Genomic DNA, 22,744 nt, shown 5'->3' on the forward strand with positions numbered 1-22,744 from the left:
ACTGTCATGAGCTACAACGCCCACGTGCAGTCAGGAGTTCCCGGCGGCTGTCCGGTTCACACCTTTGATCAGCGGTTTTTCGGGGTCGACCTGAGAATGTGCTGAGAATCGGGCCGCAGCCGGCTCAGCTGGGAACATCGCCGGGCCGGTCCCCGGACTCGGGCTGTGCCGGCGGATCCGCCCACTGGTCGAATGCGGGACTCTCCAGTGAGGGCTGCTCGGCGGCCGGGCCCAGCGATGGGGCTGCCTGATAGCGCCGGGGCTCGTCGGCCTTGCGAGCCGGACGGTCGTTGGCGATGACCACGGCCATCCATGCCAGCGGGATGGAGACCACGACGATCGCCAACGAAAGCAGCCCGTTGTGCCAGATGCCGTACGCGATGGCGGCGAACACCAATGCCGGTATGCGGACCGACATGAGCAAAAGGTACTTACGTACTCGTTGGCGATGCTGTTCTTCGTAAGAGACGGCGGCCCGCGTGATGAGAACGGGCTTGCCTTCGTCGTCGAAACTCAGCTCGTGGCCGTGTTTCATAACCTCCACTGTCGCACACCCGAGGTCTGCTGTACGGACTGCGTCCGGGAAAGGCAAAATGGATACATGCGCACCCAGACCATCGAACGCACCGACACCGACGAACGCGTCGACGACGGCACCGACGACGACGCCCCCAAGCACTTCCACTACGTCAAGAAGAACAAGATCGCCGAGAGTGCCGTGATGGGCACACACGTCGTCGCGCTGTGCGGCGAGGTCTTCCCGGTGACGAAGTCGGCCAAGCCCGGCTCACCGGTGTGCCCGGACTGCAAGCGGATCTACGAGAGCCTCAAGAAGTAGCGCCGTCGGCCTCACGGTCCGGTTCGCCGCCGGACCCGTTGAGGCTCTCGGCCTTCTGCTCCAACCACCACCGCAACCGGCGCGCATGGGTCACCGGCGCCGGCCACTCCTCTTCGATCGCGGCGTTGAGTTCGGCGCCCAGCATGATCGCGAAGCCCAAGAAGAACGCGAACAACAGAAAGGCGATCGGCGTCGCCAGCGCGCCGTAGGTGTAGCCGGTCGAGGTGATCCACGTCAGGTAGAACCGCAGCCCCAGTGTGGTGATCAAGAAGACGATGGCGGCGAGCACCGAGCCGAGCAGCAGCCGGTGGGAGGGCAGCGGTTTGGGCAGCGACACCCGGTACAGCACGTTCATCGCCACCACCAGCGCGACGAACAGCACCGGGTAGTAGCCGTACCGCAACACGTCCTCCCAACTGTCCGGGAGGTATTCGGCGATCTTGCGGGGCCCGAGCGCGACCAGCGGCGCGGCGGCGATCGCGCCGACCAGCATCACCACGTACAGCCCCAGCGCGAAGAACCGCTGGCGCACCGGATGGCGCAGTGGGGTCTGGTCGTGGGCCTCCACGATCGAATCGACGAACGCCGAGATCGCCGAGGAGCCCGCCCACAGCGAGATCACGAAACCCAGCGAGACCACTTCACCGCGGGCGCCCCGGACGATGTCGCGGACCGTGGGCTCGATGATCTCCTCGACGACGTTGGACGAGAAGAAGCTGCCTGCGGTGTGGATCAGCTGGCTCTGGATCGTCGGCAGCGTCTCGGGCCCGAACAGGGGCGCGATGTAGGCGAGGCTGCCCAGCATCCCCAGCAGCAGCGGGGGAAGGGACAGCGCACACCAGAACGCCGCCTGGGCGGATTCGGAAAAGATCGAATCGTCCCAGCTTTTCGACAGCGTGCGCCGCACGACGTGGCGAATGTGGTGGCGCGACGGTGGCACCGGCAGCGGCCGGGACTGGTCAGTCATGACCAGCCCAGCATCGCCGACGAATGGTGTTCCTACCCAGCGGTGTCCTCGGGCCCGTTTCGGGTCTACGGCTCCAGCGGGCTGGACTCGAGCACGGCGGCCGCCTCGATCAGCTTCGCCTCGTGCTTGTTGGCGTGGTGCTGGCAGAAGAGCAGTTCGGCGCCGGAAGGAAGCTTCGCGCGTACGCGGGCAGCGGCACCACACCGGTCGCAGCGGTCAGCCCGGGTCAACTCGGGACTGGTGAGCGTTGCGTTCATGGCGACCTCCGTTTAGCTTCGCGTGCCTTCACTGTCTCAGACGTTTTGGCTTCCGGGCTTGTTCCCTGAGGTTCTATCGGTGTGTCGTGCCTCACGGTTACGCCGGACTTCGGACAAGGCAGGCTTCGAGTATGAGATCGTCGCCGGCCGTGCTCGTCCACCTGTGCAGCGCTGCCGAATGGCGCTCGGCGCGAGCGTGCGGCGAGCACCGTCCACCGTCGCTGAGCGCGCAGGGGTTCGTCCACCTGTCCACGCCCGAGCAGGTGCACCTGCCCGCCAACCGGCTCTACGCCGGTCGCACCGATCTGGTGCTGTTGCGCATCGACCCCGCACGGCTGTCCTCTCCGGTTCGCTGGGAGCCCGGTGTGCCCGCTGATCCCGTGGGCATGGAGTTCCCACATCTGTACGGACCGTTGCCGACAGCGGCTGTGATAAGCGTCACTGAATTTCGGCCCGACGCCGAGGGCCGGTTCGCTCCGCTGGGCGGGTAGCCCGAGCCGGACTCGGCCGTCGACCGACAACCTAAACTGCCGTCCGTGGGCATACTTTTTGGTTTTGCGCCGTGGATCGTCTACTGGGTTCTGGTCGGCAACGTCCCGTTTCACACCGCCGTGCTGGTCGCGCTGGCGGTGTCCGTGGGCTCGTTCGCGATCGGACGGGTCAGGGGCTCTGCGGGCCGCACCCTTGAAATCGGGGCCGTCGCAACATTTCTGGTGTTGACGGTGCTGACCTTCACCGTGGACGAGGCGTTCATGGAGCAGTGGCTGCAGCCGCTGAGCAATGCCGGGATCTTCTTGGTGGCGCTGACCAGCGTGCTGATCGGCAGGCCCTTCGTGAGGGAGTTCGCCGAAGTCGGCCAACCCGAAGAGGTCCTCGAGACCGACGTGTTCAAGCGCATCACCTTGGTGCTGACCTGGATCTGGATCGCGGCGTTCGCCGGCATGACGGTCTCCTCGGCGATCCCGCCCGTCGTGTACGGCGAGGCGACCATCCTGGACACCAAGACGCCGCTGTCGTTCGTCTGCTACTGGGTCGTCCCGTTCTCGCTGCTGGGCCTGGCGGCGCTGGCCTCCCGGGTGCTGCCCGAGCGGATGGCCCCGCCCGACGAGGACATCGTCCGAAGCACCACGTTCGTCGCGTTCGCCGAGGCCGAGATCGACCAGTTGATCTATCTCGCCACCGAGCACGCCAACCGCGAGGTCGGGGCGGGCAAGGAGGCCTACGACATCAGGATCGGCAGCAAGGGCGTCCCGTTGGTCGGCGACGAGACGCGCGAGTCGTGGCCGTCGACGTATAAGGTGCGCGACAAGAAGCGCTGAGGCGGTCGGTCAGGCCGGACTGGCTTCGATGACCGCCAGTGGCCCGACCGTGTCGACGACGCGGTCGAGCCGGAAACCGCCGCGGCCCAGCAGCGCCGTCCACTCGGCGCGGGTGCGTTCCTTGCCGTGCAGGGCGACCATCATCTCGAGGTCGAACATCGCGCCGGGATGGGCCTTAGGTCGTTGCGGCAGAACACTTTCCAGCAACAGCAGCTTGCCCTCGGGTGCGATCGCGGTCCGGATGTTGCGCAGAATGCGTTCGGCGTCGTCGTCGTTCCAGTCGTGCAGGATCGACTTCATCGTGTAGGCGTCGGCGCCTTCGGGCACCGAGTCGAAGAACGATCCACCGACGACCTCACAGCGATCGACGACACCGGCCGACGTCAACTGCTCTTCGGCGCCCTCGACCACGCTGGGAAGGTCGAACAGCACGCCGCGGGCCCCCGGGACCTTGGTCAGGATCGCCGACAGCAGTCGGCCGTGGCCGCCGCCGACATCGACGACCGTGCGGTACCGGGCGAAGTCGTAGGCCGCGAGCGTCGAGTGAATGGCGAACTCGCTGGTCGAGGTCATCGCGTTGTTGAACGCCTCGGCCAACTCGGGGTCGGTCTCGAGGTACTCGAACGTCGGCATTCCGCGCAGCATCTCTGTGGCGGGCTCGCCGGTGCGGACGCTGTACATCAGGTGGCCCCAGTCCTCCCACCGTTTGGGGTGGCCGATCCACAGCATGAGGCCGCGCATGGTGCCCGGTGCGTCGGTGCGCATCGCCCGGCCGACCGAGGTCAGCGCGAACCGGCCGTCGCGGCGCTGCCGCAGCACACCGTTGGAGGCCAACGCCCGCATGAGCCGAAATGTGGCGTCCGGGTGGGTGCCGACGCGCCGGGCCACCTCGTCGGCGCGCAGCGGGCCCTCGGCGAGTTCGTCGGCGATGCCCAGTTTTGCTGCGACATAGATGGTTTGGGTGACCCAGGCGCCGATCCCCAGCTCGAGCAGGTTGATCCCACCCGGCGCGAGGCGGCGGTGCAGCCCCTGTAATCGGGCGCGGACGGTGTCCAACACACGGACCAGCGCGACGGGCGGCATCTTGGGCGGTTTCGCGGGCACGGGCAGACATTACTCTGGCCCGGCGCCGGCCGCGCGGCGGCTCTAGTCCAGGTAGTCGCGCAGCACCTGAGAACGGCTCGGGTGGCGCAGCTTGCTCATCGTCTTGGACTCGATCTGGCGGATCCGTTCGCGGGTCACGCCGTAGACCTGGCCGATCTCGTCGAGCGTGCGGGGCTGGCCGTCGGTCAGCCCGAACCGCAGCCGCACCACACCGGCCTCGCGTTCGGACAGCGTCTCCAGCACCGACTGCAGTTGGTCCTGCAGCAGCGTGAAGCTCACCGCGTCCACGGCCACCACGGCCTCGGAGTCCTCGATGAAATCGCCGAGCTGGGAGTCGCCCTCGTCGCCGATGGTCTGGTCGAGCGAGATCGGCTCACGCGCGTACTGCTGGATCTCCAGCACCTTCTCCGGCGTGATGTCCATTTCCTTGGCGAGCTCTTCGGGTGTGGGCTCGCGGCCCAGGTCCTGCAGCAGCTCACGCTGGATGCGGCCGAGCTTGTTGATCACCTCGACCATGTGCACCGGGATGCGGATGGTGCGGGCCTGGTCGGCCATCGCGCGGGTGATGGCCTGGCGGATCCACCACGTGGCGTAGGTGGAGAACTTGTATCCCTTGGTGTAGTCGAATTTCTCGACCGCACGGATCAGGCCGAGGTTGCCCTCCTGGATGAGGTCGAGGAACGCCATGCCGCGGCCGGTGTAGCGCTTGGCCAGCGACACCACCAGACGCAGGTTCGCCTCCAGCAGATGGTTTTTCGCGCGTTCGCCGTCGCGACAGATCCAGGCGTAGTCGCGCCGCTGGGCGACCGGCAGCTTCTCGCCCTTCTCGGCGATCTCGGCCATCACCTGGGTGGCGTACAGGCCGGCCTCGATGCGCTTGGCCAGCTCCACCTCTTCCTCGGCGTTGAGCAGCGCGACCTTGCCGATCTGCTTGAGGTAGGCGCGGACGGAGTCGGCCGACGCGGTCAGTTCGGCATCCTTACGGGCCTGCCGCAGCGCCTCGGATTCCTCCTCGTCCCAGACGAAGTCTCCGGAGGCTTTGTCCTTCTCGCTTGGTTCGGTGATCTCGTCGTCCTCTGCAGCCGGGACGTCCTCGGCGGTGTCGGTGGCCTTCTTGGCCGCCCCCTCCCCGGCGTCGTCCCCGTCTTCCTCGGCCACGTCCGCGGCGAGGTCTTCCAGCTCGAGGTCGGTGTCGTCGATCTCGATGTCTTCGCCCGGCTCGGCCTCCAGCGCGGCGTCGGTCTCGAGGTCGTCGACCTCGCCGTCGGCCTTGGTGGTTTCCGTGGCGGGTGCGGTGGCCTTCTTCGCGCGGCTGCGGGATCCCGGCGCGCTCTTCGCCTTGGTCGCGCGCTTGGCGGGCGCGGCCTTGGCCGCCGACTTGGCGGGGGCCTTGGCGGCGGACTTGGCGGCGGTCTTGGTGGCGGTCTTGGTGGCGCCCGACTTGGCGGACTTGGCCGCGCGGCCCTTGCCGGATTCGGACTCGGGCGCGGTCTCAGATGACTTGCCGGCTCGCTTCGCGGGTGCAGATCCGTTGGCGGACTTGGCCGCGGGGCTCTTCTTTGCGGGGGCCTTGGTAGCGGTGCGCTTTACCGGGTGATCGGTTGCCGGGCTGGCCTTGGTCGCTGCCACGTACACCCTTTCGTCTTGCTGCGTTCCGATGGGCAGACTGGTGCGCCGTCGGAAATGTCGGCTGTTGAATATTGGCGGTTGGATATCGCCGCTATCCGGGCTGCGGCCGCCGACGTCCATTGTAACGACAGTGTCTGCGATTGCCGCGATGAGCGGCAAATTCGCGGTGTGCGCGCGGCTACTTGGCGGTAGCTGTCACGTCGGACTCAGCGGCCATCGCCGCGCCGACGATGCCCGCGGTGTTGCGCAACGCGGCCGCCACGACCGGCGTGCGGTTGGTCAGCAGCGGAATCCACTTGTCGGCCTTGCGGCTGATGCCGCCGCCGGCGATGAACAGGTCCGGCCAGATCGCGTTCTCGATCGCGACCAGCACCTTTGTCACCTCGACTGTCCAGCGCTCGTAGCTCCAGCCCTTCTTCTCCTTGATCGAGGACGCCGCGCGATGCTCGGCCTCCTTGCCGCCGACTTCGAGGTGTCCGAACTCGGTGTTGGGCAGCAGCACGCCGTTGTGGATCACCGCCGAACCGATGCCGGTGCCGAACGTCAGCAGCACGATGACCCCGCTGTTGTCCCGGCCCGCGCCGAACTTCTCCTCGGCCAGACCGGCCGCGTCGGCGTCGTTGAGCACCGCCACCGACTGCCCGTCGAGGTGCGACTCGATGACCTGCCGGGCGTTGACCCCGATCCAGCTCTTGTCGACGTTGGCGGCGGTGTGCACGGTCCCCTCGGTGACCACCCCGGGGTAGGTGACGCCGAGCCGTTCGGTCCAGCCGAATTCGCGCACCACCGCGGCGATGGTCTCGGCGACCGCGTCGGGGGTCGCGGGCTGCGGGGTGGCGATCTTGATCCGCTCGCCGATCAGTTCGCCGGTGTCCAGGTCGACGATGCCGCCCTTGACGCCGCTTCCGCCGACATCCACACCGAACCCGCGGCGCCGGCCCCCGCCTCCGCTGGGCGCAACGGCGGGGGTATCGGTGGCGGTCATCGGCGCTCCTTCGGTGCAGCCCGGCGGTTCGATGCGTTCCACACCTTAGTGGCTCGGGAAACGTCGTGCCCGGCTCTCGCGCAACCCGGCGGGTGCATCTGTGCTGCGATGGACCGGTGGCCGATGACAACCCAGATCCAGACACCGATCCAGTCCAGCTGCGCTCGGTCGCCGAGCGACTGGCCGCGGAGGCCGCCGCGTTCGTCCGGCGCCGTCGCGACGAAGTGTTCGGCGACACACCGGATCCGCACCGCGCCGCGTCGGCGGTGCGGACCAAGAGCACGCCGACCGACCCCGTCACCGTCGTCGACACCGAGACCGAGCGGTTGCTGCGCGATCGTCTGGCGACGCTGCGTCCCGGTGAACAGATTCTCGGCGAGGAGGAAGGCGGTCCGGTCGACGGCGACGGGTTGACGTGGGTGCTCGACCCCATCGACGGCACGGTGAACTTCGTCTACGGCATCGAGGCCTACGCCGTGTCGGTGGCCGTCCAGCGCGACGGGGCATCGGTGGCCGGCGCGGTCGCCGACGTGCCCAGCGGGGCGCTGTACTCCGCCGCGCTCGGACACGGGGCGCGCGTACAACGCGACGGCAGCACCACCGCGTTGCGCACCAGCGCGCCTGCCGACTTGCCGATGTCGTTGGTGGGCACCGGGTTTGCCTATGCCGCCGACCGGCGAGTCCGCCAGGCGCAGGTCGTCGCGAAGCTGCTGCCCGCTGTGCGCGACGTGCGCCGCATCGGCTCGTGCGCGCTCGACCTGTGCTTCGTTGCCGCCGGGCGGTTGGACGCCTACTACGAGGAGGGCGTGCAGGTGTGGGACTGGGCGGCGGGTGCACTGATCGCGGCCGAAGCCGGCGCGCGGGTGCAGTTGCCGTCGGACGGTGAGGCGCCACTCGTGGTGGCCGCGGCGCCGTCGATCGCCGAGGCCTTCGACGCCGAACTGCGGCGGTGCGGCGCGCGGTAGGCGTCGACCCCGCGTTCGTCGGCGTCGTTCAGCAGGCGCCGGTATGGGCCTTCTGCACCATCTCGGGGTTGGCCGCCTGGGTGGCGTCCGGGCGCAGGCTGGCCAGCACCGCCTCGATGTCGTCGCCGCGACTGATCTCGTTGAAGTCGGTGCCCAGCGCGAGGTCCACGCTGTCGTCGCCGCGAGTGTCCTGGTACATCTCCGTGCACGGCGTCACCAGCCAGACCGCGGCCGCGGCGGCCCGACCGGACGGCCCGAACCGGATCTGGCCCTGGCACTGCAGTCGGGCGTCGGCGTAGACCGCGTCGTTGGCCGCGGTCGGTTCGGCGAATCCCAGGTCGCGCAGCGCGCCGGCCACCTCGGCGGCCTGACCGCCGCGGCCGCTGGCGTTGAGCACGCGGATGTGGGTGTCGGCCAGCTTGGCGGGGATGACGTCGATCATGTCGCTGCGGGTGAGCTGCTCGCCCAGCGTGGGAGCGGTCGCATCCGGCGGCGGCGGCGGCGGATTGCACGCGGCGGTCTGCTCGACGTCGACCGGCCGGGTCAACGCGATCACCCAGATCACCAGCGTCACGACCGCGAAGGCGACGAGGGTGAGAATTCCCGGCAGGTAGTTGCGGCGGCGGAACGGTCGACCGTGCCTGTCGAACGCCGTGCCCTCAGTAATTTGCGCGACCACGTGTGCACTCTAGAGGCGTGCGCAAATGCGCTCTATAGGCAGCCGTACTGCACCTTCCCGGCTTTGCCGCCGTCGCTGTGACATAAATCACAGTGCAACGGGTACCATTCCGGGCACGAATCATTTGGTGGATGCGTTCGACGCTGGTACAAAGCTCTGCTGCAAGGCTGATGGAGGGGACACCAGATGGCTACCGACTACGACGCCCCAAGGCGTACGGAAACCGATGATGTTTCCGAAGACTCTCTCGAGGAACTGAAGGCACGGCGCAACGAGGCTCAATCGGCGGTTGTCGATGTCGACGAGTCGGAGACCGCGGAGTCGTTCGAACTGCCCGGCGCGGATCTGTCGGGCGAGGAACTCTCGGTACGTGTCATCCCGAAGCAGGCCGACGAGTTCACCTGCTCGAGTTGCTTCCTGGTGCACCACCGCAGCCGGCTCGCCAGCGAGAAGAACGGCGTGATGCTGTGCACCGACTGCGCCGCCTGAAAACCCAGACCACAGAGCCGATCTAGCCGGAATCACGAAGGGCGGCCAGCACGCGATCGGGATGACGCGTGCTCACCAGCCAATAAGGCGTGGGGTCGTCCGGATCATCGAGTACCAGCAGCACCATCGGGCCGACCCACGGCTTGTGCACGACGTAGGCCGCCGGATCCAGTTGACGCCCCAGCGCCGCGGACTTGGCGCTGCGCGGCACCTCCGCCGACCGTGAGACGACGCTGAACGGCAGATGGGCGTCGCCGACCCACAGCTCGGTGCCCTCGGCACCGGCCACCACCCGCACCTGGGTCTTGCCCAGGCGCAGCAGCACCACCACCGCGACCGGCAGCAACACCGCATAGGGCACCCAAACCGGCACCGCCGGCAAGCCCTGGTTGGCCTCCAGGCCGAACAGCACGGCTACGCCCAGCCCCGGCAGCCACCACCACCACGGCACCAGCAGCCGTTCGCGGTAGCGAACGGACTGCGACGTGGCACGCGTGTCGGACACGCGGCCAAGAGTAATCTGTGTCGTCGTGTCCACCACTGTGGCGGTCGTCCGCTTAGACCCCGGTCTGCCGATGCCCACCCGCGCCCACGAGGGCGACGCGGGGGTTGATCTGTTCAGCGCGATCGATCTCGAGCTGGCGTCCGGCGCGCGTGCGCTCGTGGGAACCGGAATCGCGGTCGCCGTGCCGCACGGGATGGTCGGGCTGGTCCATCCGCGTTCGGGACTGGCTGCCCGCGTGGGCCTTTCGATTGTCAACAGCCCCGGCACCATCGACGCGGGGTACCGTGGCGAGATCAAGGTGGCACTGATCAATCTCGACCAGGAGGACCCGATCGTCATTAATCGCGGGGATCGCATCGCCCAACTGCTGATCCAGCGCGTTGAGCTGCCCGAGCTGGTCGAGGTGACCTCGTTCGACGAGGCCGGCTTGGCTGACACCTCCCGTGGCGATGGCGGCCACGGTTCCTCCGGCGGACATGCGAGTTTGTGAGATGGCTGAGATGGCATGAGTAAACACAGCAGCGACAACGACGACACCGTGGCCGACGACGACTTCGACGGCCCGTTCGACATCGAGGACTTCGACGACCCCGAGGTGGCCGCGACCGGCCGACTCGACCTCGGGTCGGTGATGATCCCGCTTCCCGAGGCCGGCCAGGTGCAGGTGGAGCTCTCCCCGCAGGGCGTGCCCAGCGCCGTGTGGGTCGTCACGCCCAACGGCAGGTTCACCGTGGCCGCCTACGCCGCCCCCAAGAGCGCGGGCTTGTGGCGGGAGGTGGCCGCCGAGCTGGCCGAATCGCTGCGCAAGGACGTCTCGCAGGTGTCGATCCAGGACGGCCCGTGGGGTCGCGAGGTCGTCGGCACGGCGCCGGGGGATCCGGCGCAGGCTGGGATGGTGCGCTTCATCGGCGTCGACGGCTACCGTTGGATGATCCGCTGTGTCGTCAACGGTGCGCACGACAAGATCGACGCGTTGGCCCAGGAGGCGCGAAACGCATTGGCCGACACGGTTGTCCGTCGCGGCGACACACCGCTTCCGGTGCGCACTCCGCTGCCGGTGGAGTTGCCGGAACCGATGGCGAACCAGCTGGCCGCCGCCGCCGCACAGGCCGCCGCGCAACAGGCTCAGCAGGCCGGCCAACAACCGCCCGCGCCGCAGCCCGCCGCCCGCCGCAGTGAACAGGGCTCGGCCATGCAGCAACTGCGCACGATCACCGGCGGCTAGTTCGCCTCGGCCGAATCGCAGTCCCGCAGCGCGGCCAGACACGCCGCGCCGAGCACCGACGGGTCGGCCCCCAACTCGTCGAGGGTGAAGGTGCGCAGCGCGGCCCGCGGCGCGGCCGCCGCCCACTCGGCGCCCACCGCGAGCGGATGCACCGGATCGTCGACGGCCGAGGCCACCCCCATCGGCGCGGACAGCCCGGCCAGTTCGGCGCGGGTGGGCGCGACGTAAGCGGCGGCCTGCTCCATGGCGTCGGGCAACGCCGGCCACAGCGCCCGCCACGACCGGGTCAACTCGTCAGCCAGCCAACGCGGGCTGGACGCTTGCATCGACGCCGTCGACGACGCCAGGCCGTCGCGGCAGAGCGAAGCCGCCGAATAACGCGCAGCAACCGCCGCGGGCGCGGTGTCGGGGGCACCCGTCCAGGCCGGAAGCGCCGCGAGCACCGCCACCGTCTGCTCGGGATGGGCCAGCGCCCACGCGGTCGCCACCGCGGCGCCGAGAGATACCCCGCCGACCGCGATCGGACCCGCCGCCGCGGCGTCGTCCAACGCCTCGAGGTAGCCGCCGATCAGCCGGTCCGGTTGCGGCGCCGGTGTGCCAAGCGTCGCACCGGCCCGCCCGATCGCGGGGGAAAATGCCCGGTAGACGAAGTCTTCGTCGGAGCCGGTGCCGGGCAGCAGCACCACGGGAACGCCGCGCAGATCGACCGCCATCACACGATGTTGCCCTGCCGCCGAATTGCCCGGCGTGGCGACCCCGCCCCAACGTGGCCAACCGGAACCAAGAGGTCTACCGTGGCGTTGATTGGGGTAGATCTACGGTGATCTGCAGAAGGCTAGGTGAAGGCCATGGCTACCGCCGAAGGGTATCTGCGCCGCCTCACGCGGCGGTTGACGGAGGACCCTGAGCAACGTGACGTCGAGGAGCTCAGTGACGAAGTCGCCAGCACCGGCGCACAGAAGGCGATCGACTGTCAGCGCGGTCAGGAAGTGACGATGATCGGCACCCTGCGCAGCGTCGAATGCAGCGGCAAGGGCAGTGCGGGCGGCGTGAAGGCCGAACTGTTCGACGGCACCGACTCGGTGATGCTCGTCTGGCTCGGCCAGCGGCGCATCCCCGGGATCGAGTCGGGCCGCATGCTCAAGGTGCACGGCCGGGTGGGCAAGCTCGACAGCGGCGCCAAGGCCATCTACAACCCGCACTACGAGATTCAGAAGTGAGCGATCCCGGAACCGAACCGGGGAACCCGATGGCGAAAGCGCCGGCCCTTCTGGACCAGATGGGCGGCATCAGCGGGCTGATCTACTCCTCGCTGCCCGTGGTGGCGTTCGTTCCGGTGTCCCAGCTGGCTGGGCTGACGGCGGCCATCGCCGCGGCGCTGGGCGTGGCCGCGGTCATCCTGGTCTGGCGGCTGGCGCGCCGCGAGACCGCCCAACCGGCCATCTCCGGCTTTTTCGGCGTCGGGATCTGCGCGTTGATCGCCTACCTGCTCGGCGAGTCCAAGGGCTACTTCCTGCTCGGCATCTGGACCTCGCTGCTGTGGGCGGCGGTGTTCACCACCTCGGTGCTGATTCGGCGTCCGGTGGTGGGTTTCGTCTGGAGCTGGGTCAACGGCCACGGCCGGGACTGGCGGCGGGTGCGCCGGGCGGTGCGGGCTTTCGACATCGCCACCATGTTCTGGGTACTGGTGTTCGCCGCCCGGTTCGTGGTGCAGAACCACCTCTACGACGCCGACCAGACCGGCTGGCTTGGGGTCGCGCGCATCGCGATGGGCTGGCCGTTGACGGCGGTGGCCGCCCTGGTCACCTATCTGGCCATCCGCGCCGCCCAGCGCGCGATCGGCGCGCAGGTCACCGACGCCGATGCCGACGCGCCACCGCCGGGGGTCGACGCCCGCTCCGACTCAGCGTGACTGTGGATGCAGGAGCAACTCCTGTAGTTGATCCTCCACCTCGGCGACCGCCACGAACAGAAGTTCGTCGCCACCCTCCAGCGGCTCATCGGATTCCGGCACGATCACCCGTGCCCCGCGCAGGATCGTCACCAGTGCGGCGTCGCGCGGTAGTTCGAGGCGCTTGACGGGCTTGCCGCCCCACGGGGTGTCGTCGGGCAGGGTGATCTCGACGAGGTTGGCCTGCCCCTTGCGGAATTCCATCAACCGCACCAGATCTCCGACGGCGACGGCCTCCTCGACGAGTGAGGCCAGCATCCGCGGGGTGGACACCGCGACGTCGACGCCCCAGTTCTCGTCGAACAGCCACTCGTTGCGGGGATCGTTGACCCGCGCCACCACCCGCGGCACCGCGAACTCGGTCTTGGCCAGCAGGCTGACCACCACGTTGACCTTGTCGTCTCCGGTTGCGGCGATCACCACGTCGAACTCCTCGAGGCGCACCGACTCCAGCAGGGTCAGCTCACACGCATCGCCGAGGCGCCACTGCGCCGCGGGAATCACGTCGACGTCGATGTGGTCGGGGTTGCGTTCGAGCAGGGTCACCTCGTGGGATTCGACGAGTTCGCGGGCGATGGACCGGCCGACCGCGCCGGCCCCGGCGATCGCGACCTTCATCGACTTGCTCCTCCCGTGCGCGTCACGGTGTCTCGGTGTCCTCGCTGGGCGGCAGCGCCGCGATGGCCAACGCCTCGGCGATGTGCCCGGCGATCGCGGCCAGGTACACCTGATCGCTGGCCTGCACCACGGTCTTGGCGTCGGGCAGCATCCCCGCCCCGAACCGGATGAGGAACGCGACCCGCCCGCCGGTCGCGGCCTCCAAATCGGTGATCCGCCGGCCCACCCAGTCCTCGTGCAGCGCAAGCTCGGTCACGCCGACGTTGCCGGTGGGATCGCGCCACTTGGTGGTTTCGGTTTCGCGGGTCAGCACGTTGAGCAGTCGGTCGGTGGTCCACGGCACGGTGGCCACCGTGGGGATGCCGAGCCGCTCGTACACCGCGGCGCGCTTGGCATCGTAGATGCGCGCGACCACCCGTTCGACGCCGAAATTCTCCCGCGCGACCCGGGCAGAGATGATGTTGGAGTTGTCCCCGGAGGACACCGCCGCGAACGCGCCGGCCTCCTCGATGCCGGCCCGCAACAACACGTCGCGGTCGAATCCCATGCCCAGAACACGCTCGCCGGAGAACTCCGGCGAGAGTCGGTGAAACGCGGTGCTGTCCCGGTCGATGACCGAGACGTCGTGGCCGATGCGGGCCAGGCTGTCGGCGAGCGACGCCCCCACGCGTCCGCATCCCATCACCACTACACGCACCAGGGATCCTTTCGGTTGAACCTGCGCATTGAGGAACGCTACAGCTTTTCGACGCCCAATTGCTCCTGGGCTTACTCTTGGCAGTCGTGTCCAAGCTTTCGACGGCCGCGCGGCGGTTGCTTCTGGGCAGGCCGTTTCGCAGCGACAGGCTGTCCAACACCCTGCTGCCCAAGCGGGTGGCCCTGCCGGTGTTCGCCTCCGACGCCCTGTCCTCGGTGGCCTACGCGCCGGAGGAGATCTTTTTGGTGCTGTCGGTGGCCGGCCTGGCCGCCTACTCGATGTCGCCGTGGATCGGCCTGGCCGTCGCCTTCGTGATGTTGGTCGTCATCGCCAGCTACCGACAGAACGTGCACGCCTACCCGTCGGGCGGCGGCGACTACGAAGTGGTCACCACGAATCTGGGCCCGACCGCCGGGCTGACGGTGGCCAGCGCGCTGCTGGTGGACTATGTGCTGACCGTCGCGGTGTCGATGTCTTCTGCGGCGGCCAACATCGGCTCGGCGGTGCCGTTCATCAACGAGCACAAGGTGTGGTTCGCGGTCGCGGCGATCCTGTTGGTGGCGTCGATAAACCTACGGGGCGTGCGGGAGTCGGGCACCGCGTTCGCGATCCCGACCTACGCGTTCATGATCGGCATGTACGGCATGCTGGGCTGGGGCCTGGTGCAGATCTATCTCCTCGACACCCCGCTGCGCGCGGAGTCGGCGGACTTCGAGATGCACTCCGAACACGGTGAGATCCTCGGCTTCGCGCTGGTCTTCCTTGTCGCACGGGCATTCTCGTCGGGCAGCGCGGCGCTGACCGGCGTCGAGGCCATCAGCAACGGAGTGCCCGCACTGCGTAAACCGAAGTCACGCAACGCGGCGACCATGCTGGCCATGCTGGGCCTGATCGCGATCACGCTGTTCTTGGGCACCATCATGTTGGCCCGGGCGACGGGGGTGAAGATCGCCGAGCGCCCACACGAGCAGTTGGTCGGGGCACCGCCGGATTACCAGCAGAAGACGCTGATCGCACAGTTGGCGGACGCGGTGTTCCACGGCTTCCCCGTCGGGCTCTACCTGATCGCCGGGGTCACGGCACTGATCCTGGTGCTCGCGGCCAACACCGCCTACAACGGCTTTCCCGTGCTGGGATCGATTCTGGCCCAAGACCGTTACCTGCCGCGGCAGCTGCACACCCGGGGTGACCGGCTGGCGTTCTCCAACGGCATCCTGTTCCTGACGGTCGCGGCGATCGCGTTCGTCGTCGCGTTCCAGGCGCACGTGTCCGCGCTCATCCAGCTCTACATCGTGGGCGTGTTCGTCGCGTTCACACTCAGCCAGATCGGCATGGTGCGGCACTGGACGCGCCTGCTGGACACCGAGACCGACCCCGAGATGCGCGCCAAGATGAAGCGGTCGCGGGTGGTCAACACCATCGGATTCTTGTGCACGGGAACGGTTCTGGTGATCGTGGTGGTGGCCAAGTTCGTGGCGGGGGCGTGGATCGCGATCCTGGCGATGAGCGCGATGTTCGCGATGATGAAGCTGATCCACCGCCATTATGAGACGGTCTCGCGCGAACTCGACGAGCAGGCCGCAGGCGAGGACGGCGATATCGTGCTGCCCAGCCGCAACCACGCTATCGTGCTGGTGTCCAACCTGCATCTGCCCACCCGCCGCGCGCTGGCCTACGCCAGGGCGACGCGTCCCGACGTGCTCGAAGCCGTCAACGTCAGCGTCGACGACGCCGAATCCAAGTCGCTGGTGGCCAAGTGGGAGGACAGTGACATCAGTGTGCCGCTGAAGGTGATCGCCTCGCCGTACCGCGAGATCACCAAACCGGTGCTCGAGTACGTGAAACGGATCAGCAAGGACTCACCGCGCACCGTGGTCACGGTGTTCATCCCGGAGTATGTGGTCGGCCACTGGTGGGAGAACATCCTGCACAACCAGAGCGCCCTGCGGTTGAAGGGCAGGCTGTTGTTCGAGCCCAACGTCATGGTGACGTCGGTGCCCTGGCAACTGAGTTCGTCGGAACGACTCAGGACGATGCAGCCGCAGTCGGCCCCGGGCGACGCGCGCAGAGGCTTCCTGGACTGAGATGGACGCTATCGAATTGACGGTGGCCACCGGGGCGCCGGCCAACGGGGGCAGTTGTGTGGCGCGCCTCGACGGCAGGGTGGTCTTCGTGCGCTACGCGCTGCCCGGCGAGACCGTCCGGGCCCGCGTCAGGAAAGGCACCGCCGACCGCGGATCGTATTGGCACGCAGACGCTGTCGAGATCATCGAACCGTCACCCGACCGGGTGGACTCGATCTGCCCGATCGCGGGCATCGACGGCGCCGGCTGCTGCGACATGGCCTTCGTCGAACCGTCGGCCGCGCGCCGGTTGAAGGGCGCCGTCGTGGCCAATCAGCTGGGGCGCCTCGGCGGCTACCACTGGCGTGCAGAACACGACGCACACGCCGAACCGGTGGGGGAGGCGGAGCCCACGGGCTGGCGCACCCGGGTGCGGCTGGACGTCTCGGCCGACGGCCGCGCGGGTTTTCACCGCTATCACAGCGCGGAGTTGGTGACCGACCTGAACTGCGCCCAACTGCCCCCGGGCATGCTCGACGGCATTGCGGAGCGCCGCTGGCCGCCGGGCGCCCAACTGCACGTGGCGGTCGACGACGACGGCAGACGGCACGTGGTGCAGTCCGGCCCGCGCACCGGCCGCAAGACCCCGACCCAGGTGGTCGAGGGCGACTACGAAGCGCTGCAGCGGGTCGGCCGGCGCCAGTGGCGGGTGCCGGTGACCGCGTTCTGGCAGGCCCACCGCGACGCGGCGGCGGTGTACAGCGAGTTGGTGGCCCGGTGGGCGCGGCTGGACGCGGGAATGACCGCGTGGGATCTGTACGGCGGCGCCGGGGTTTTCGCCGCCGTGTTGGCGCAGGCGGTCGGCGAGACCGGGCGTGTGGTGACCATCGACACCAGCCGGGGCGCGGCCTCCTCGGCCCGCGCGGCGCTGGCCGACATGGCGTGGGTGTCGGTGGTGCGCGATTCGGTGCGCCTCGCGCTCAAAGCGCAGCGATCCGCGGCCGACGTGGCGGTGCTGGACCCGCCGCGGTCCGGTGCCGGTCGCGAGGTCATCGATCTGCTGGCCGCCGCCGGGGTGCCCAGGGTGGTCCACATCGGCTGCGAGGCGGCGTCATTCGCGCGCGACATCGGCCTGTACCGCGGGCATGGATACGCCGTCGAGGAGCTTGGGGTCTTCGATTCGTTTCCGCTGACCCATCACGTGGAGTGCATGGCGGTTCTCACCCGGTGAAGCGGGTATCCACCCCGGATGCAGACCTTCCTGCCCTACGTCGGATTCGAGCAGTCGGCGCGTGTGCTCGACAGCCGGCGACTCGGCAAACAGCGGGTCGAGACCATCCAGGTGCTGCGGGCGCTGACCGTCCCGGGCTACGGCTGGCGCCATCACCCCGCCGCGGCGATGTGGGCGGGATACGAGGAGGCGCTGGTCCGCTACGGGTTGGACATCTGCGCGGTGTGGTGTGAGACCGGCCGCGCCGACACCTGCGCGACGACGCTGGTGTCCGATCTGGTGCGGGGAACCGGGATCTCCTCGCCCCGCCGGCAGGCGGACCTGGTCGCGGCCGGCGAGGTGCCGCCCTGGCTGGGCGACGAGGCGATGCACCGCAGCCATCGGTCGGCGCTGTTGCGCAAGGACGCCGCGCACTACCGTCCGCACTTTCCCGACGTTCCCGACGACCTGCCGTATGTGTGGCCGACCTCGGACCGGCAACGACGGGTGCCCGTCTAACCGGCGAAGTGGCGTTGCAGGCGCCGGTGCCGGTGGCCGAACAGTGCCCGCACGCCCACCCGGATGACCGGTGTCAGCGGACGCAACGGAGCGCGCAGCGTGAACGTCAGCCGGTCGCGCACAACGGTTTTGCCTTCTCCGGTCGGGTCGAGGGTGCGTTCGTGACGCCACAGCCGCATGCTCAACATCGTCGATTCCTCGTGAAATCCGCGCCCGGGCCACAGTTCGGCGATCATCAGGTGGTCGTAGTCGAACGGCACCACCCCGAACAACCGCATCCAGCAGCGGCCGACCGCAGTGCCCACCGGGACCGTCTCCACGGTCAGATCCTCGGCGCCGGCCGGCATCGACATGGTCATCCACGGCCGCAGTTCGTCGTTGATGCCTTCCGGCGTCACGATCCGCGCCCAGACCTGCTCGACCGGTGCGTCGACGGTGCTCTGAACTTCGACGATCATCGGCGTCCTATCCGTTGGCGGGCGTCACGGATTGGGCTCGTCGTCGATCGCGTCGACCGCCCGCTCCATCTTGTCCAGGGCCGCGCGCATCTCGTCGAGGGCCTCCTTGAGTTCGGCGGCGGTGGTCGGCGCACCCTCGGTCGCCGGCGGCGTGGCCTCGGGTGGCGCGCTGGGCCGCGGTGCCGTTGCGGCGGCCGGTGATTCGGGCGCGGCCACCGACGGCCTGCCGGCTTCACTCGGTGGCGCACTGGTGGCGTCTCCGCCGGGCGCCGTGGCCGCGCGCCCGGTGCCCGGGCCGAAGACCTGGTCGAGGGCCTCGGCGAGGGTCGGGGCGTATCCCACCCGCACTCCGCCGCCACCCGGCTCACGGAAACTGACCAGCACCCGCGACAGCTGCGGGAACGTCGAACTGTTCGGGTTGGTCGAGATGCGTTCGGTGTAGAGCGGTTCCACGTACAGCACCCCGCCGTCGGCGATGGGCAGCGTCAACAAGTTGCCGTAGTGGATCCGGTTGGACCGTTCGAGCAGGGTGCGCTCGGAGGCCACCCGGGTGTCAGAGATCATCGAGTTCTGGATCTGTTGCGGACCCTGGGTCAGCGTGTCGGTGGGCAACTGCAACACCGTGAGCTTGCCGTAGTTGTCCGGATCGGAGTGCGCCGAAATGTATGCCGACAGGAACTCGCGGTTGTAGCCGACCATCGCGGTGGCCAACCGGAACGACGGCTTGGCGGTCTGCTCGTCACCGACGAGCACGTAGAACGGCGGCTGCGCCGAGTCGGCGTCGTTGGTCGGATCACTGGGCACCGACCAGAAGGCGTTGGTGGTGAAGAACTCCCGTGGCTCGTCGACGTGATACTTCGCCAGCAGGTCGCGCTGAACCTTGAACAGGTCTTCGGGATAACGGAAGTGCTCGCGCAGTTCGCCGGGGATGTCGGACTCCGGTTTGACGCTGTCGGGGAACGTGCGCATCCACGCCTGCAGCACCGGATCCTCGGTGTCGAACTCGTAGAGGGTCACGGTGCCGTCGTAGGCGTCGACGGTGGCCTTGACCGAGTTGCGGGCATAGGAGACCTGCTTGCCCGGTCGCACCATACCCGTCGTGGTGGTGACCACGCCCTCCAGCGAATTGCGTTGCGCGTAGGGATAGGTGTCCAGGGTGGTGTACGCGTCGACGATCCACACGATGCGCCCGTCGATCACCGCGGGATAGGTGTTGGAGTCCGGCGTCAGCCACGGGGCCACCCGTTGCACACGCTCCTTGGGATCACGGTGGAAGATGACCTTCGACTCGGAACCGATCGCCCTGGAGAACAAGATGTTGCGCTCGGCGAACTTGGCGGCGAAAAGCGAGCGGTTGAACCAGTTTCCGATCGGCACGCCGCCGCGACCGGTGTAAGTGTAGGTGGAGGTGTCGGTGTCGTACTCGCGCGGCGCGGAATCCGGTGCGCCGCCGACGATCGCGTAATCCGGCGACGACGACGCGATCACCTCGCCGAAGTAGATGCGTGGTTGGTCGACGGGGATCACCTGGCGGTCTGAGCCCTGGGTGGCGATGTCGCTGACCGTGTAGATCGGGTACCCGCTGTTGCTCTCCGAGGCCTCGGCGGCGTCGCGAACCGCGGCGTTGACCCGGTTGGCCGGCGCGGCGACGAATCCGTTGCCGTGGGTGTAGACGGTGTGCCGGTTGATCCAGTCGGTCTGGTTGCCGGTCAGGCTGTTGGGCGAAAGCTCGCGCACGCCGACGATGTAGTCCTGCAACTCACCGTCGATGCGGTAGCGGTCGATGTCGAGTTCGTCGGGGAAGCTGTAGAAGTTCTTCAGCTGCTGCTGCTGGGTGAAGGTCCGCGACAAGATGTTCGGGTCGAGCAGCCTGGCGTTGGCGATGGTGGTCAGGTCGGCGGGAACATCACGCGGAGAACGGGTTCCCACGCCGGGGTAGTCGCGGTACTCGACGAAGTCCCCGTCGAGCCGGAACGCGTGGCGGGTGGCGTCGATGTTGCGCTGGATGTAGGGGCGTTCCACATCGGCGGCGTTGGGCCGCACCGAGAACTGCTCCATCAGCAGCGGCCATCCGCCGCCGACGAGAACCGACGACAGCACCAGCAGCGCCGTGGCCATCGCGGGAATCCGGAGGTCGCGCATGACCGTCGCGGCGAAGAACGTCACGGCGCACAGCACCGCGATCGCCAACAGCACGAGCTTGGCCGGCAGCGCCGCGTTGATGTCGGTGTAACCGGCGCCGGTGAAGGTGGGCTCCTTGCGGTTGCCGGTCAGCAACTCGTAGCGGTCGAACCAGTAGGCCACCGCCTTGAGCAGAATCAACACCCCGGCGAGCACCGCCAACTGGATGCGTGCGGCGGCTGTCAGCCCTCCCTTGCCGCCCGCCAACTGGATGCCACCGAACAGGTAGTGGGTGATCAGGCTGGCGATCAACGCCGCGCACACCGCGACGAACAACCACGTCAGCACCGAGCGGTAGAACGGCACGTCGAAGACGAAGAACCCGACGTCGTGGCCGAACTCGGCATCGGTGATCCCGAACGAGCCGCCGTGCAGGAACAGTTGCACGGTGGCCCAGTTCAATTGGGCGAGCAGGCCGCACACCACCCCGATCGCGCCCGCGATGCCGATGGCGATCAGCCGCGGCCTGGCCATCACCGCCGTGCGGTAGTCCGAAAGTGGATCGTTGGAGCGTTGGGCGGGGACGAAGACCGGCCGCCACCGGTAGGCCAGCGCCATCGCGGCGAACACGGCCCCACCCACCGCCAGGGCCACCACCGCGAAGATCACCAGGCGGGTCACCAACACCGTCACCCACACGTGGCGAAACCCGACCTCGCCGAACCACAGCCAGTCGACATAGGTGTTCACCAACCGCGGCGCGGCCAGCAACAGCACGACCACCACGACGGCGGTCACCATCGCGCGCCGGCCGCGTTTGGACAACGGGGGCCTGATGCCCGGCGGTCGAGTACTCATGTCGTGCTCCGTATCGGTTCCGTATCGGTGGACGAACTGTCGGTCAAGGTCTTCTCATCATGCGTAACGCGCCGACGGCCCGGCGGATCGACGACGGCGCCGGCGGATAGATGTCGGCGGCGACCTCGAGCTTGCGCCGATGCATCGCGGTGACCGCGTGCGGTGGGAAGCCGCCGTCGCGCACCGGCGACGTCGGCAACTCCGGGGAGTCCGCCAGCCGCCAACGCGACCCCGCCTCCAGCAGGGACTGGTGTTTGATCGGGTAGTAGTCGGTGCGTCCGGACAGGGCCAGACCGCTGGCCCCGGCGGCCGCGGCGAGCAGATGCGGGTGAAAGCGGGTGCTGACCCAGGTCTGGTCGGGCCGGGCCGGCAGCCCGTTCTGCCACACCTCGGTGAACGGCACGAACACGACGCCCTCGAGCAGATGCGCGATCCGGTCGAAGACGATCCGGTCGGCGCCGGGGATGCCCTCGATGACGGCGACCTCGCGTCCGTCGATCCGCCACTGCTCGATCAGGCCCTCGATCGCGCCGATCAGCGCGTCGATACCACGCCCGCCGGCGAAGTCCTCGACGAGATCGGACTGCAGGCAGAACACGAAGCGGCGCCGGGCCGCCTCGGTTTCGGTGTCGTAGACGCCCTCGTCGCCGATGCCCAGCCAGGCGTCGTCGCAACTGAACGACTCCCGGCCGCTGTTTCCGGCGATCGCTTCGTGTGACGGGCGATCGCGCACGTCGAACAGGCCGAACCGGGCCTGCAGTTCCCGCAGCAGGCCCAGGCGGGATGGGTCGCCGACGGGCAGCAGGCCCTGGCCGGTGGCCACCGCGCGGCCACCGGAGCGGTCCACCGCCGCCAGGGCGGCCGCCAGCAGGGCCATGTGGTGTGACCAGACCGCGTTGATGTAGCCGCCGCCGACCAGGTGGACGGTGTTCGCGCGGGCCAGAAGTTCGATCCCGGAGACGATGGTCGGCATCCGGCCGGGATCGTGGATGGCCTGTTCGGCGACGACGGCCGCCTCGGACGGCGGCAGGAGGGCGGTCTGGAAGCACACCCGCCACACCGTGTCGACGAAGGTCAACCGTGGGTGGCAGTTGCGCAGCAGCACCGCGGCTTGCCCCGGCGTGTGACAGTCGACGACGACGTCGGCCTCGGGGCGGATCACCGCCAGGCGCCGCAGCCAGGCGCGCAGAATGAACTCGTCGCCGTAGTTCGGATTCCCGCCGGGGGCAACCAGATACACGATCTCGCGCTCTGGGCGCCGGTTCGGGGCTGCTGCCGGCACGTTGC

General features: G+C 68.5%; 26 protein-coding genes. 12 read left to right on the forward strand and 14 right to left on the reverse strand.

The features are described from left to right. Positions 1-124: 124 nt before the first annotated feature. Positions 125-535 (reverse strand): DUF3099 domain-containing protein, encoded by a 411-nt coding sequence (locus ABQE89_RS11190; protein ID WP_448416407.1) that lies wholly within the window; start codon positions 533-535, stop codon positions 125-127. A 66-nt stretch (positions 536-601) separates the two neighbouring features. Between ABQE89_RS11190 and ABQE89_RS11195 the strand changes: the two genes are divergently transcribed. Next, positions 602-838, forward strand: a complete 237-nt coding sequence (locus tag ABQE89_RS11195) for a DUF3039 domain-containing protein (protein ID WP_448416408.1) — start codon at positions 602-604, stop codon at positions 836-838. Here ABQE89_RS11195 and ABQE89_RS11200 read toward each other — a convergent pair. Both ABQE89_RS11200 and ABQE89_RS11205 read right to left on the reverse strand, forming a co-directional pair. After that, positions 828-1,805, reverse strand: coding sequence for a YihY/virulence factor BrkB family protein (locus ABQE89_RS11200; RefSeq protein WP_448416409.1), 978 nt, complete (start codon positions 1,803-1,805; stop codon positions 828-830). The two genes, ABQE89_RS11195 and ABQE89_RS11200, sit on opposite strands and share 11 nt — an antisense overlap. A 65-nt stretch (positions 1,806-1,870) precedes the next feature. Next, the gene (locus ABQE89_RS11205; protein WP_448416410.1) at positions 1,871-2,062 is read right to left on the reverse strand and encodes a DUF7455 domain-containing protein; all 192 of its coding nucleotides are present in this window, start codon (positions 2,060-2,062) and stop codon (positions 1,871-1,873) included. A gap of 131 nt (positions 2,063-2,193) precedes the next feature. On the opposite strand from ABQE89_RS11205, the gene ABQE89_RS11210 reads away from it, so the two are divergent. Together ABQE89_RS11210 and ABQE89_RS11215 are read left to right on the forward strand one after the other, a co-directional pair. Continuing rightward, entirely contained in the window at positions 2,194-2,553 is a 360-nt protein-coding gene (locus tag ABQE89_RS11210; protein ID WP_448416411.1) for a DUF952 domain-containing protein, read from the forward strand. A 45-nt stretch (positions 2,554-2,598) separates the two neighbouring features. Further along, the gene (locus ABQE89_RS11215; protein ID WP_448416412.1) at positions 2,599-3,381 is read left to right on the forward strand and encodes a DUF3159 domain-containing protein; all 783 of its coding nucleotides are present in this window, start codon (positions 2,599-2,601) and stop codon (positions 3,379-3,381) included. Positions 3,382-3,390: 9 nt separating this feature from the next. Here the strand turns inward: ABQE89_RS11215 and ABQE89_RS11220 are convergent, their stop codons facing one another. The 3 genes from ABQE89_RS11220 to ppgK form a co-directional block, all read right to left on the reverse strand. Next, complete coding sequence (locus ABQE89_RS11220) at positions 3,391-4,485, reverse strand: methyltransferase (RefSeq protein ID WP_448416413.1); 1,095 nt, start codon at positions 4,483-4,485, stop codon at positions 3,391-3,393. A gap of 42 nt (positions 4,486-4,527) precedes the next feature. After that, positions 4,528-6,114, reverse strand: a complete 1,587-nt coding sequence (locus tag ABQE89_RS11225) for an RNA polymerase sigma factor (RefSeq protein WP_448416414.1) — start codon at positions 6,112-6,114, stop codon at positions 4,528-4,530. A gap of 178 nt (positions 6,115-6,292) precedes the next feature. Further along, a complete protein-coding gene (gene ppgK / locus ABQE89_RS11230) occupies positions 6,293-7,099 on the reverse strand; it encodes a polyphosphate--glucose phosphotransferase (protein WP_448416415.1) in 807 nt (268 codons plus the stop codon). Between the two features lie 116 nt (positions 7,100-7,215). On the opposite strand from ppgK, the gene ABQE89_RS11235 reads away from it, so the two are divergent. Further along, positions 7,216-8,064: an inositol monophosphatase family protein gene (locus ABQE89_RS11235; protein ID WP_448416416.1), complete on the forward strand. Its 849-nt coding sequence runs from the start codon at positions 7,216-7,218 to the stop codon at positions 8,062-8,064. A gap of 28 nt (positions 8,065-8,092) precedes the next feature. On the opposite strand, the gene cei is transcribed toward ABQE89_RS11235, so the two are convergent. Further along, a complete protein-coding gene (gene cei, locus ABQE89_RS11240) occupies positions 8,093-8,743 on the reverse strand; it encodes an envelope integrity protein Cei (RefSeq protein WP_448416417.1) in 651 nt (216 codons plus the stop codon). A 186-nt stretch (positions 8,744-8,929) separates the two neighbouring features. On the opposite strand from cei, the gene ABQE89_RS11245 reads away from it, so the two are divergent. Further along, positions 8,930-9,232: a DUF4193 domain-containing protein gene (locus tag ABQE89_RS11245; RefSeq protein WP_448416418.1), complete on the forward strand. Its 303-nt coding sequence runs from the start codon at positions 8,930-8,932 to the stop codon at positions 9,230-9,232. Between the two features lie 22 nt (positions 9,233-9,254). Here the strand turns inward: ABQE89_RS11245 and ABQE89_RS11250 are convergent, their stop codons facing one another. Beyond that, complete coding sequence (locus ABQE89_RS11250) at positions 9,255-9,737, reverse strand: DUF3093 domain-containing protein (RefSeq protein WP_448416419.1); 483 nt, start codon at positions 9,735-9,737, stop codon at positions 9,255-9,257. Between the two features lie 25 nt (positions 9,738-9,762). Between ABQE89_RS11250 and dut the strand changes: the two genes are divergently transcribed. After that, positions 9,763-10,227, forward strand: coding sequence for a dUTP diphosphatase (gene dut, locus ABQE89_RS11255; protein ID WP_448416420.1), 465 nt, complete (start codon positions 9,763-9,765; stop codon positions 10,225-10,227). Positions 10,228-10,242: 15 nt separating this feature from the next. Further along, positions 10,243-10,962, forward strand: coding sequence for a DUF3710 domain-containing protein (locus ABQE89_RS11260; protein WP_448416421.1), 720 nt, complete (start codon positions 10,243-10,245; stop codon positions 10,960-10,962). On the opposite strand, the gene ABQE89_RS11265 is transcribed toward ABQE89_RS11260, so the two are convergent. Then, positions 10,959-11,675, reverse strand: coding sequence for an alpha/beta hydrolase (locus ABQE89_RS11265; protein ID WP_448416423.1), 717 nt, complete (start codon positions 11,673-11,675; stop codon positions 10,959-10,961). The genes ABQE89_RS11260 and ABQE89_RS11265 overlap by 4 nt on opposite strands. Positions 11,676-11,810: 135 nt before the next feature. On the opposite strand from ABQE89_RS11265, the gene ABQE89_RS11270 reads away from it, so the two are divergent. Both ABQE89_RS11270 and ABQE89_RS11275 read left to right on the forward strand, forming a co-directional pair. Next, a complete protein-coding gene (locus ABQE89_RS11270; protein WP_448416425.1) occupies positions 11,811-12,182 on the forward strand; it encodes an OB-fold nucleic acid binding domain-containing protein in 372 nt (123 codons plus the stop codon). Then, the gene (locus ABQE89_RS11275) at positions 12,179-12,874 is read left to right on the forward strand and encodes a DUF3159 domain-containing protein (protein ID WP_448416427.1); all 696 of its coding nucleotides are present in this window, start codon (positions 12,179-12,181) and stop codon (positions 12,872-12,874) included. Before ABQE89_RS11270 ends, ABQE89_RS11275 begins: the two co-directional genes overlap by 4 nt. Here ABQE89_RS11275 and ABQE89_RS11280 read toward each other — a convergent pair. Next, positions 12,866-13,531 carry a potassium channel family protein gene (locus ABQE89_RS11280; protein WP_448416429.1) on the reverse strand — a complete coding sequence of 222 codons (666 nt, stop codon included), beginning with the start codon at positions 13,529-13,531 and terminating at the stop codon, positions 12,866-12,868. The genes ABQE89_RS11275 and ABQE89_RS11280 overlap by 9 nt on opposite strands. A gap of 22 nt (positions 13,532-13,553) precedes the next feature. Next, entirely contained in the window at positions 13,554-14,228 is a 675-nt protein-coding gene (locus tag ABQE89_RS11285) for a potassium channel family protein (RefSeq protein ID WP_448416431.1), read from the reverse strand. Between the two features lie 77 nt (positions 14,229-14,305). Here ABQE89_RS11285 and ABQE89_RS11290 point away from each other — a divergent pair, with 77 nt between their 5' ends. Genes ABQE89_RS11290 through ABQE89_RS11300 form a run of 3 tightly spaced genes read left to right on the forward strand, consistent with a single transcriptional unit; the run spans position 14,306 to position 18,020 of the window. Further along, on the forward strand, positions 14,306-16,312 hold the full coding sequence (locus ABQE89_RS11290) for an APC family permease (RefSeq protein WP_448416433.1): 2,007 nt from the start codon (positions 14,306-14,308) through the stop codon (positions 16,310-16,312). Between the two features lies 1 nt (position 16,313). Then, positions 16,314-17,522 carry a class I SAM-dependent RNA methyltransferase gene (locus ABQE89_RS11295; protein WP_448416435.1) on the forward strand — a complete coding sequence of 403 codons (1,209 nt, stop codon included), beginning with the start codon at positions 16,314-16,316 and terminating at the stop codon, positions 17,520-17,522. 18 nt (positions 17,523-17,540) lie between these two features. Next, on the forward strand, positions 17,541-18,020 hold the full coding sequence (locus tag ABQE89_RS11300; RefSeq protein ID WP_448416437.1) for an MSMEG_6728 family protein: 480 nt from the start codon (positions 17,541-17,543) through the stop codon (positions 18,018-18,020). Here ABQE89_RS11300 and ABQE89_RS11305 read toward each other — a convergent pair. The 3 genes from ABQE89_RS11305 to ABQE89_RS11315 are packed head-to-tail and all read right to left on the reverse strand — an operon-like array spanning position 18,017 to position 22,739. Further along, a complete protein-coding gene (locus tag ABQE89_RS11305) occupies positions 18,017-18,478 on the reverse strand; it encodes an Rv1443c family protein (RefSeq protein ID WP_448416439.1) in 462 nt (153 codons plus the stop codon). The two genes, ABQE89_RS11300 and ABQE89_RS11305, sit on opposite strands and share 4 nt — an antisense overlap. 24 nt (positions 18,479-18,502) lie before the next feature. Further along, complete coding sequence (locus ABQE89_RS11310; RefSeq protein ID WP_448416441.1) at positions 18,503-21,457, reverse strand: UPF0182 family protein; 2,955 nt, start codon at positions 21,455-21,457, stop codon at positions 18,503-18,505. 43 nt (positions 21,458-21,500) lie between these two features. Then, positions 21,501-22,739, reverse strand: a complete 1,239-nt coding sequence (locus ABQE89_RS11315) for a polysaccharide pyruvyl transferase family protein (RefSeq protein ID WP_448416443.1) — start codon at positions 22,737-22,739, stop codon at positions 21,501-21,503. Positions 22,740-22,744: the final 5 nt, after the last annotated feature.

It is taken from the genome of Mycolicibacterium sp. XJ1819 (assembly GCF_053483675.1).

Coding starts and splice junctions, on each gene's coding strand:
- ABQE89_RS11190 (WP_448416407.1), bottom strand. CDS start 535: ATGAAACACGGCCACGAGCTGAGTTTCGACGACGAAGGCAAGCCCGTT.
- ABQE89_RS11270 (WP_448416425.1), top strand. CDS start 11,811: ATGGCTACCGCCGAAGGGTATCTGCGCCGCCTCACGCGGCGGTTGACG.
- ppgK (WP_448416415.1), bottom strand. CDS start 7,099: ATGACCGCCACCGATACCCCCGCCGTTGCGCCCAGCGGAGGCGGGGGC.
- ABQE89_RS11295 (WP_448416435.1), top strand. CDS start 16,314: ATGGACGCTATCGAATTGACGGTGGCCACCGGGGCGCCGGCCAACGGG.
- ABQE89_RS11260 (WP_448416421.1), top strand. CDS start 10,243: ATGAGTAAACACAGCAGCGACAACGACGACACCGTGGCCGACGACGAC.
- ABQE89_RS11300 (WP_448416437.1), top strand. CDS start 17,541: ATGCAGACCTTCCTGCCCTACGTCGGATTCGAGCAGTCGGCGCGTGTG.
- ABQE89_RS11245 (WP_448416418.1), top strand. CDS start 8,930: ATGGCTACCGACTACGACGCCCCAAGGCGTACGGAAACCGATGATGTT.
- ABQE89_RS11265 (WP_448416423.1), bottom strand. CDS start 11,675: ATGGCGGTCGATCTGCGCGGCGTTCCCGTGGTGCTGCTGCCCGGCACC.
- ABQE89_RS11205 (WP_448416410.1), bottom strand. CDS start 2,062: ATGAACGCAACGCTCACCAGTCCCGAGTTGACCCGGGCTGACCGCTGC.
- ABQE89_RS11280 (WP_448416429.1), bottom strand. CDS start 13,531: ATGAAGGTCGCGATCGCCGGGGCCGGCGCGGTCGGCCGGTCCATCGCC.
- ABQE89_RS11210 (WP_448416411.1), top strand. CDS start 2,194: ATGAGATCGTCGCCGGCCGTGCTCGTCCACCTGTGCAGCGCTGCCGAA.
- ABQE89_RS11310 (WP_448416441.1), bottom strand. CDS start 21,457: ATGAGTACTCGACCGCCGGGCATCAGGCCCCCGTTGTCCAAACGCGGC.
- ABQE89_RS11305 (WP_448416439.1), bottom strand. CDS start 18,478: ATGATCGTCGAAGTTCAGAGCACCGTCGACGCACCGGTCGAGCAGGTC.
- ABQE89_RS11200 (WP_448416409.1), bottom strand. CDS start 1,805: ATGACTGACCAGTCCCGGCCGCTGCCGGTGCCACCGTCGCGCCACCAC.
- ABQE89_RS11195 (WP_448416408.1), top strand. CDS start 602: ATGCGCACCCAGACCATCGAACGCACCGACACCGACGAACGCGTCGAC.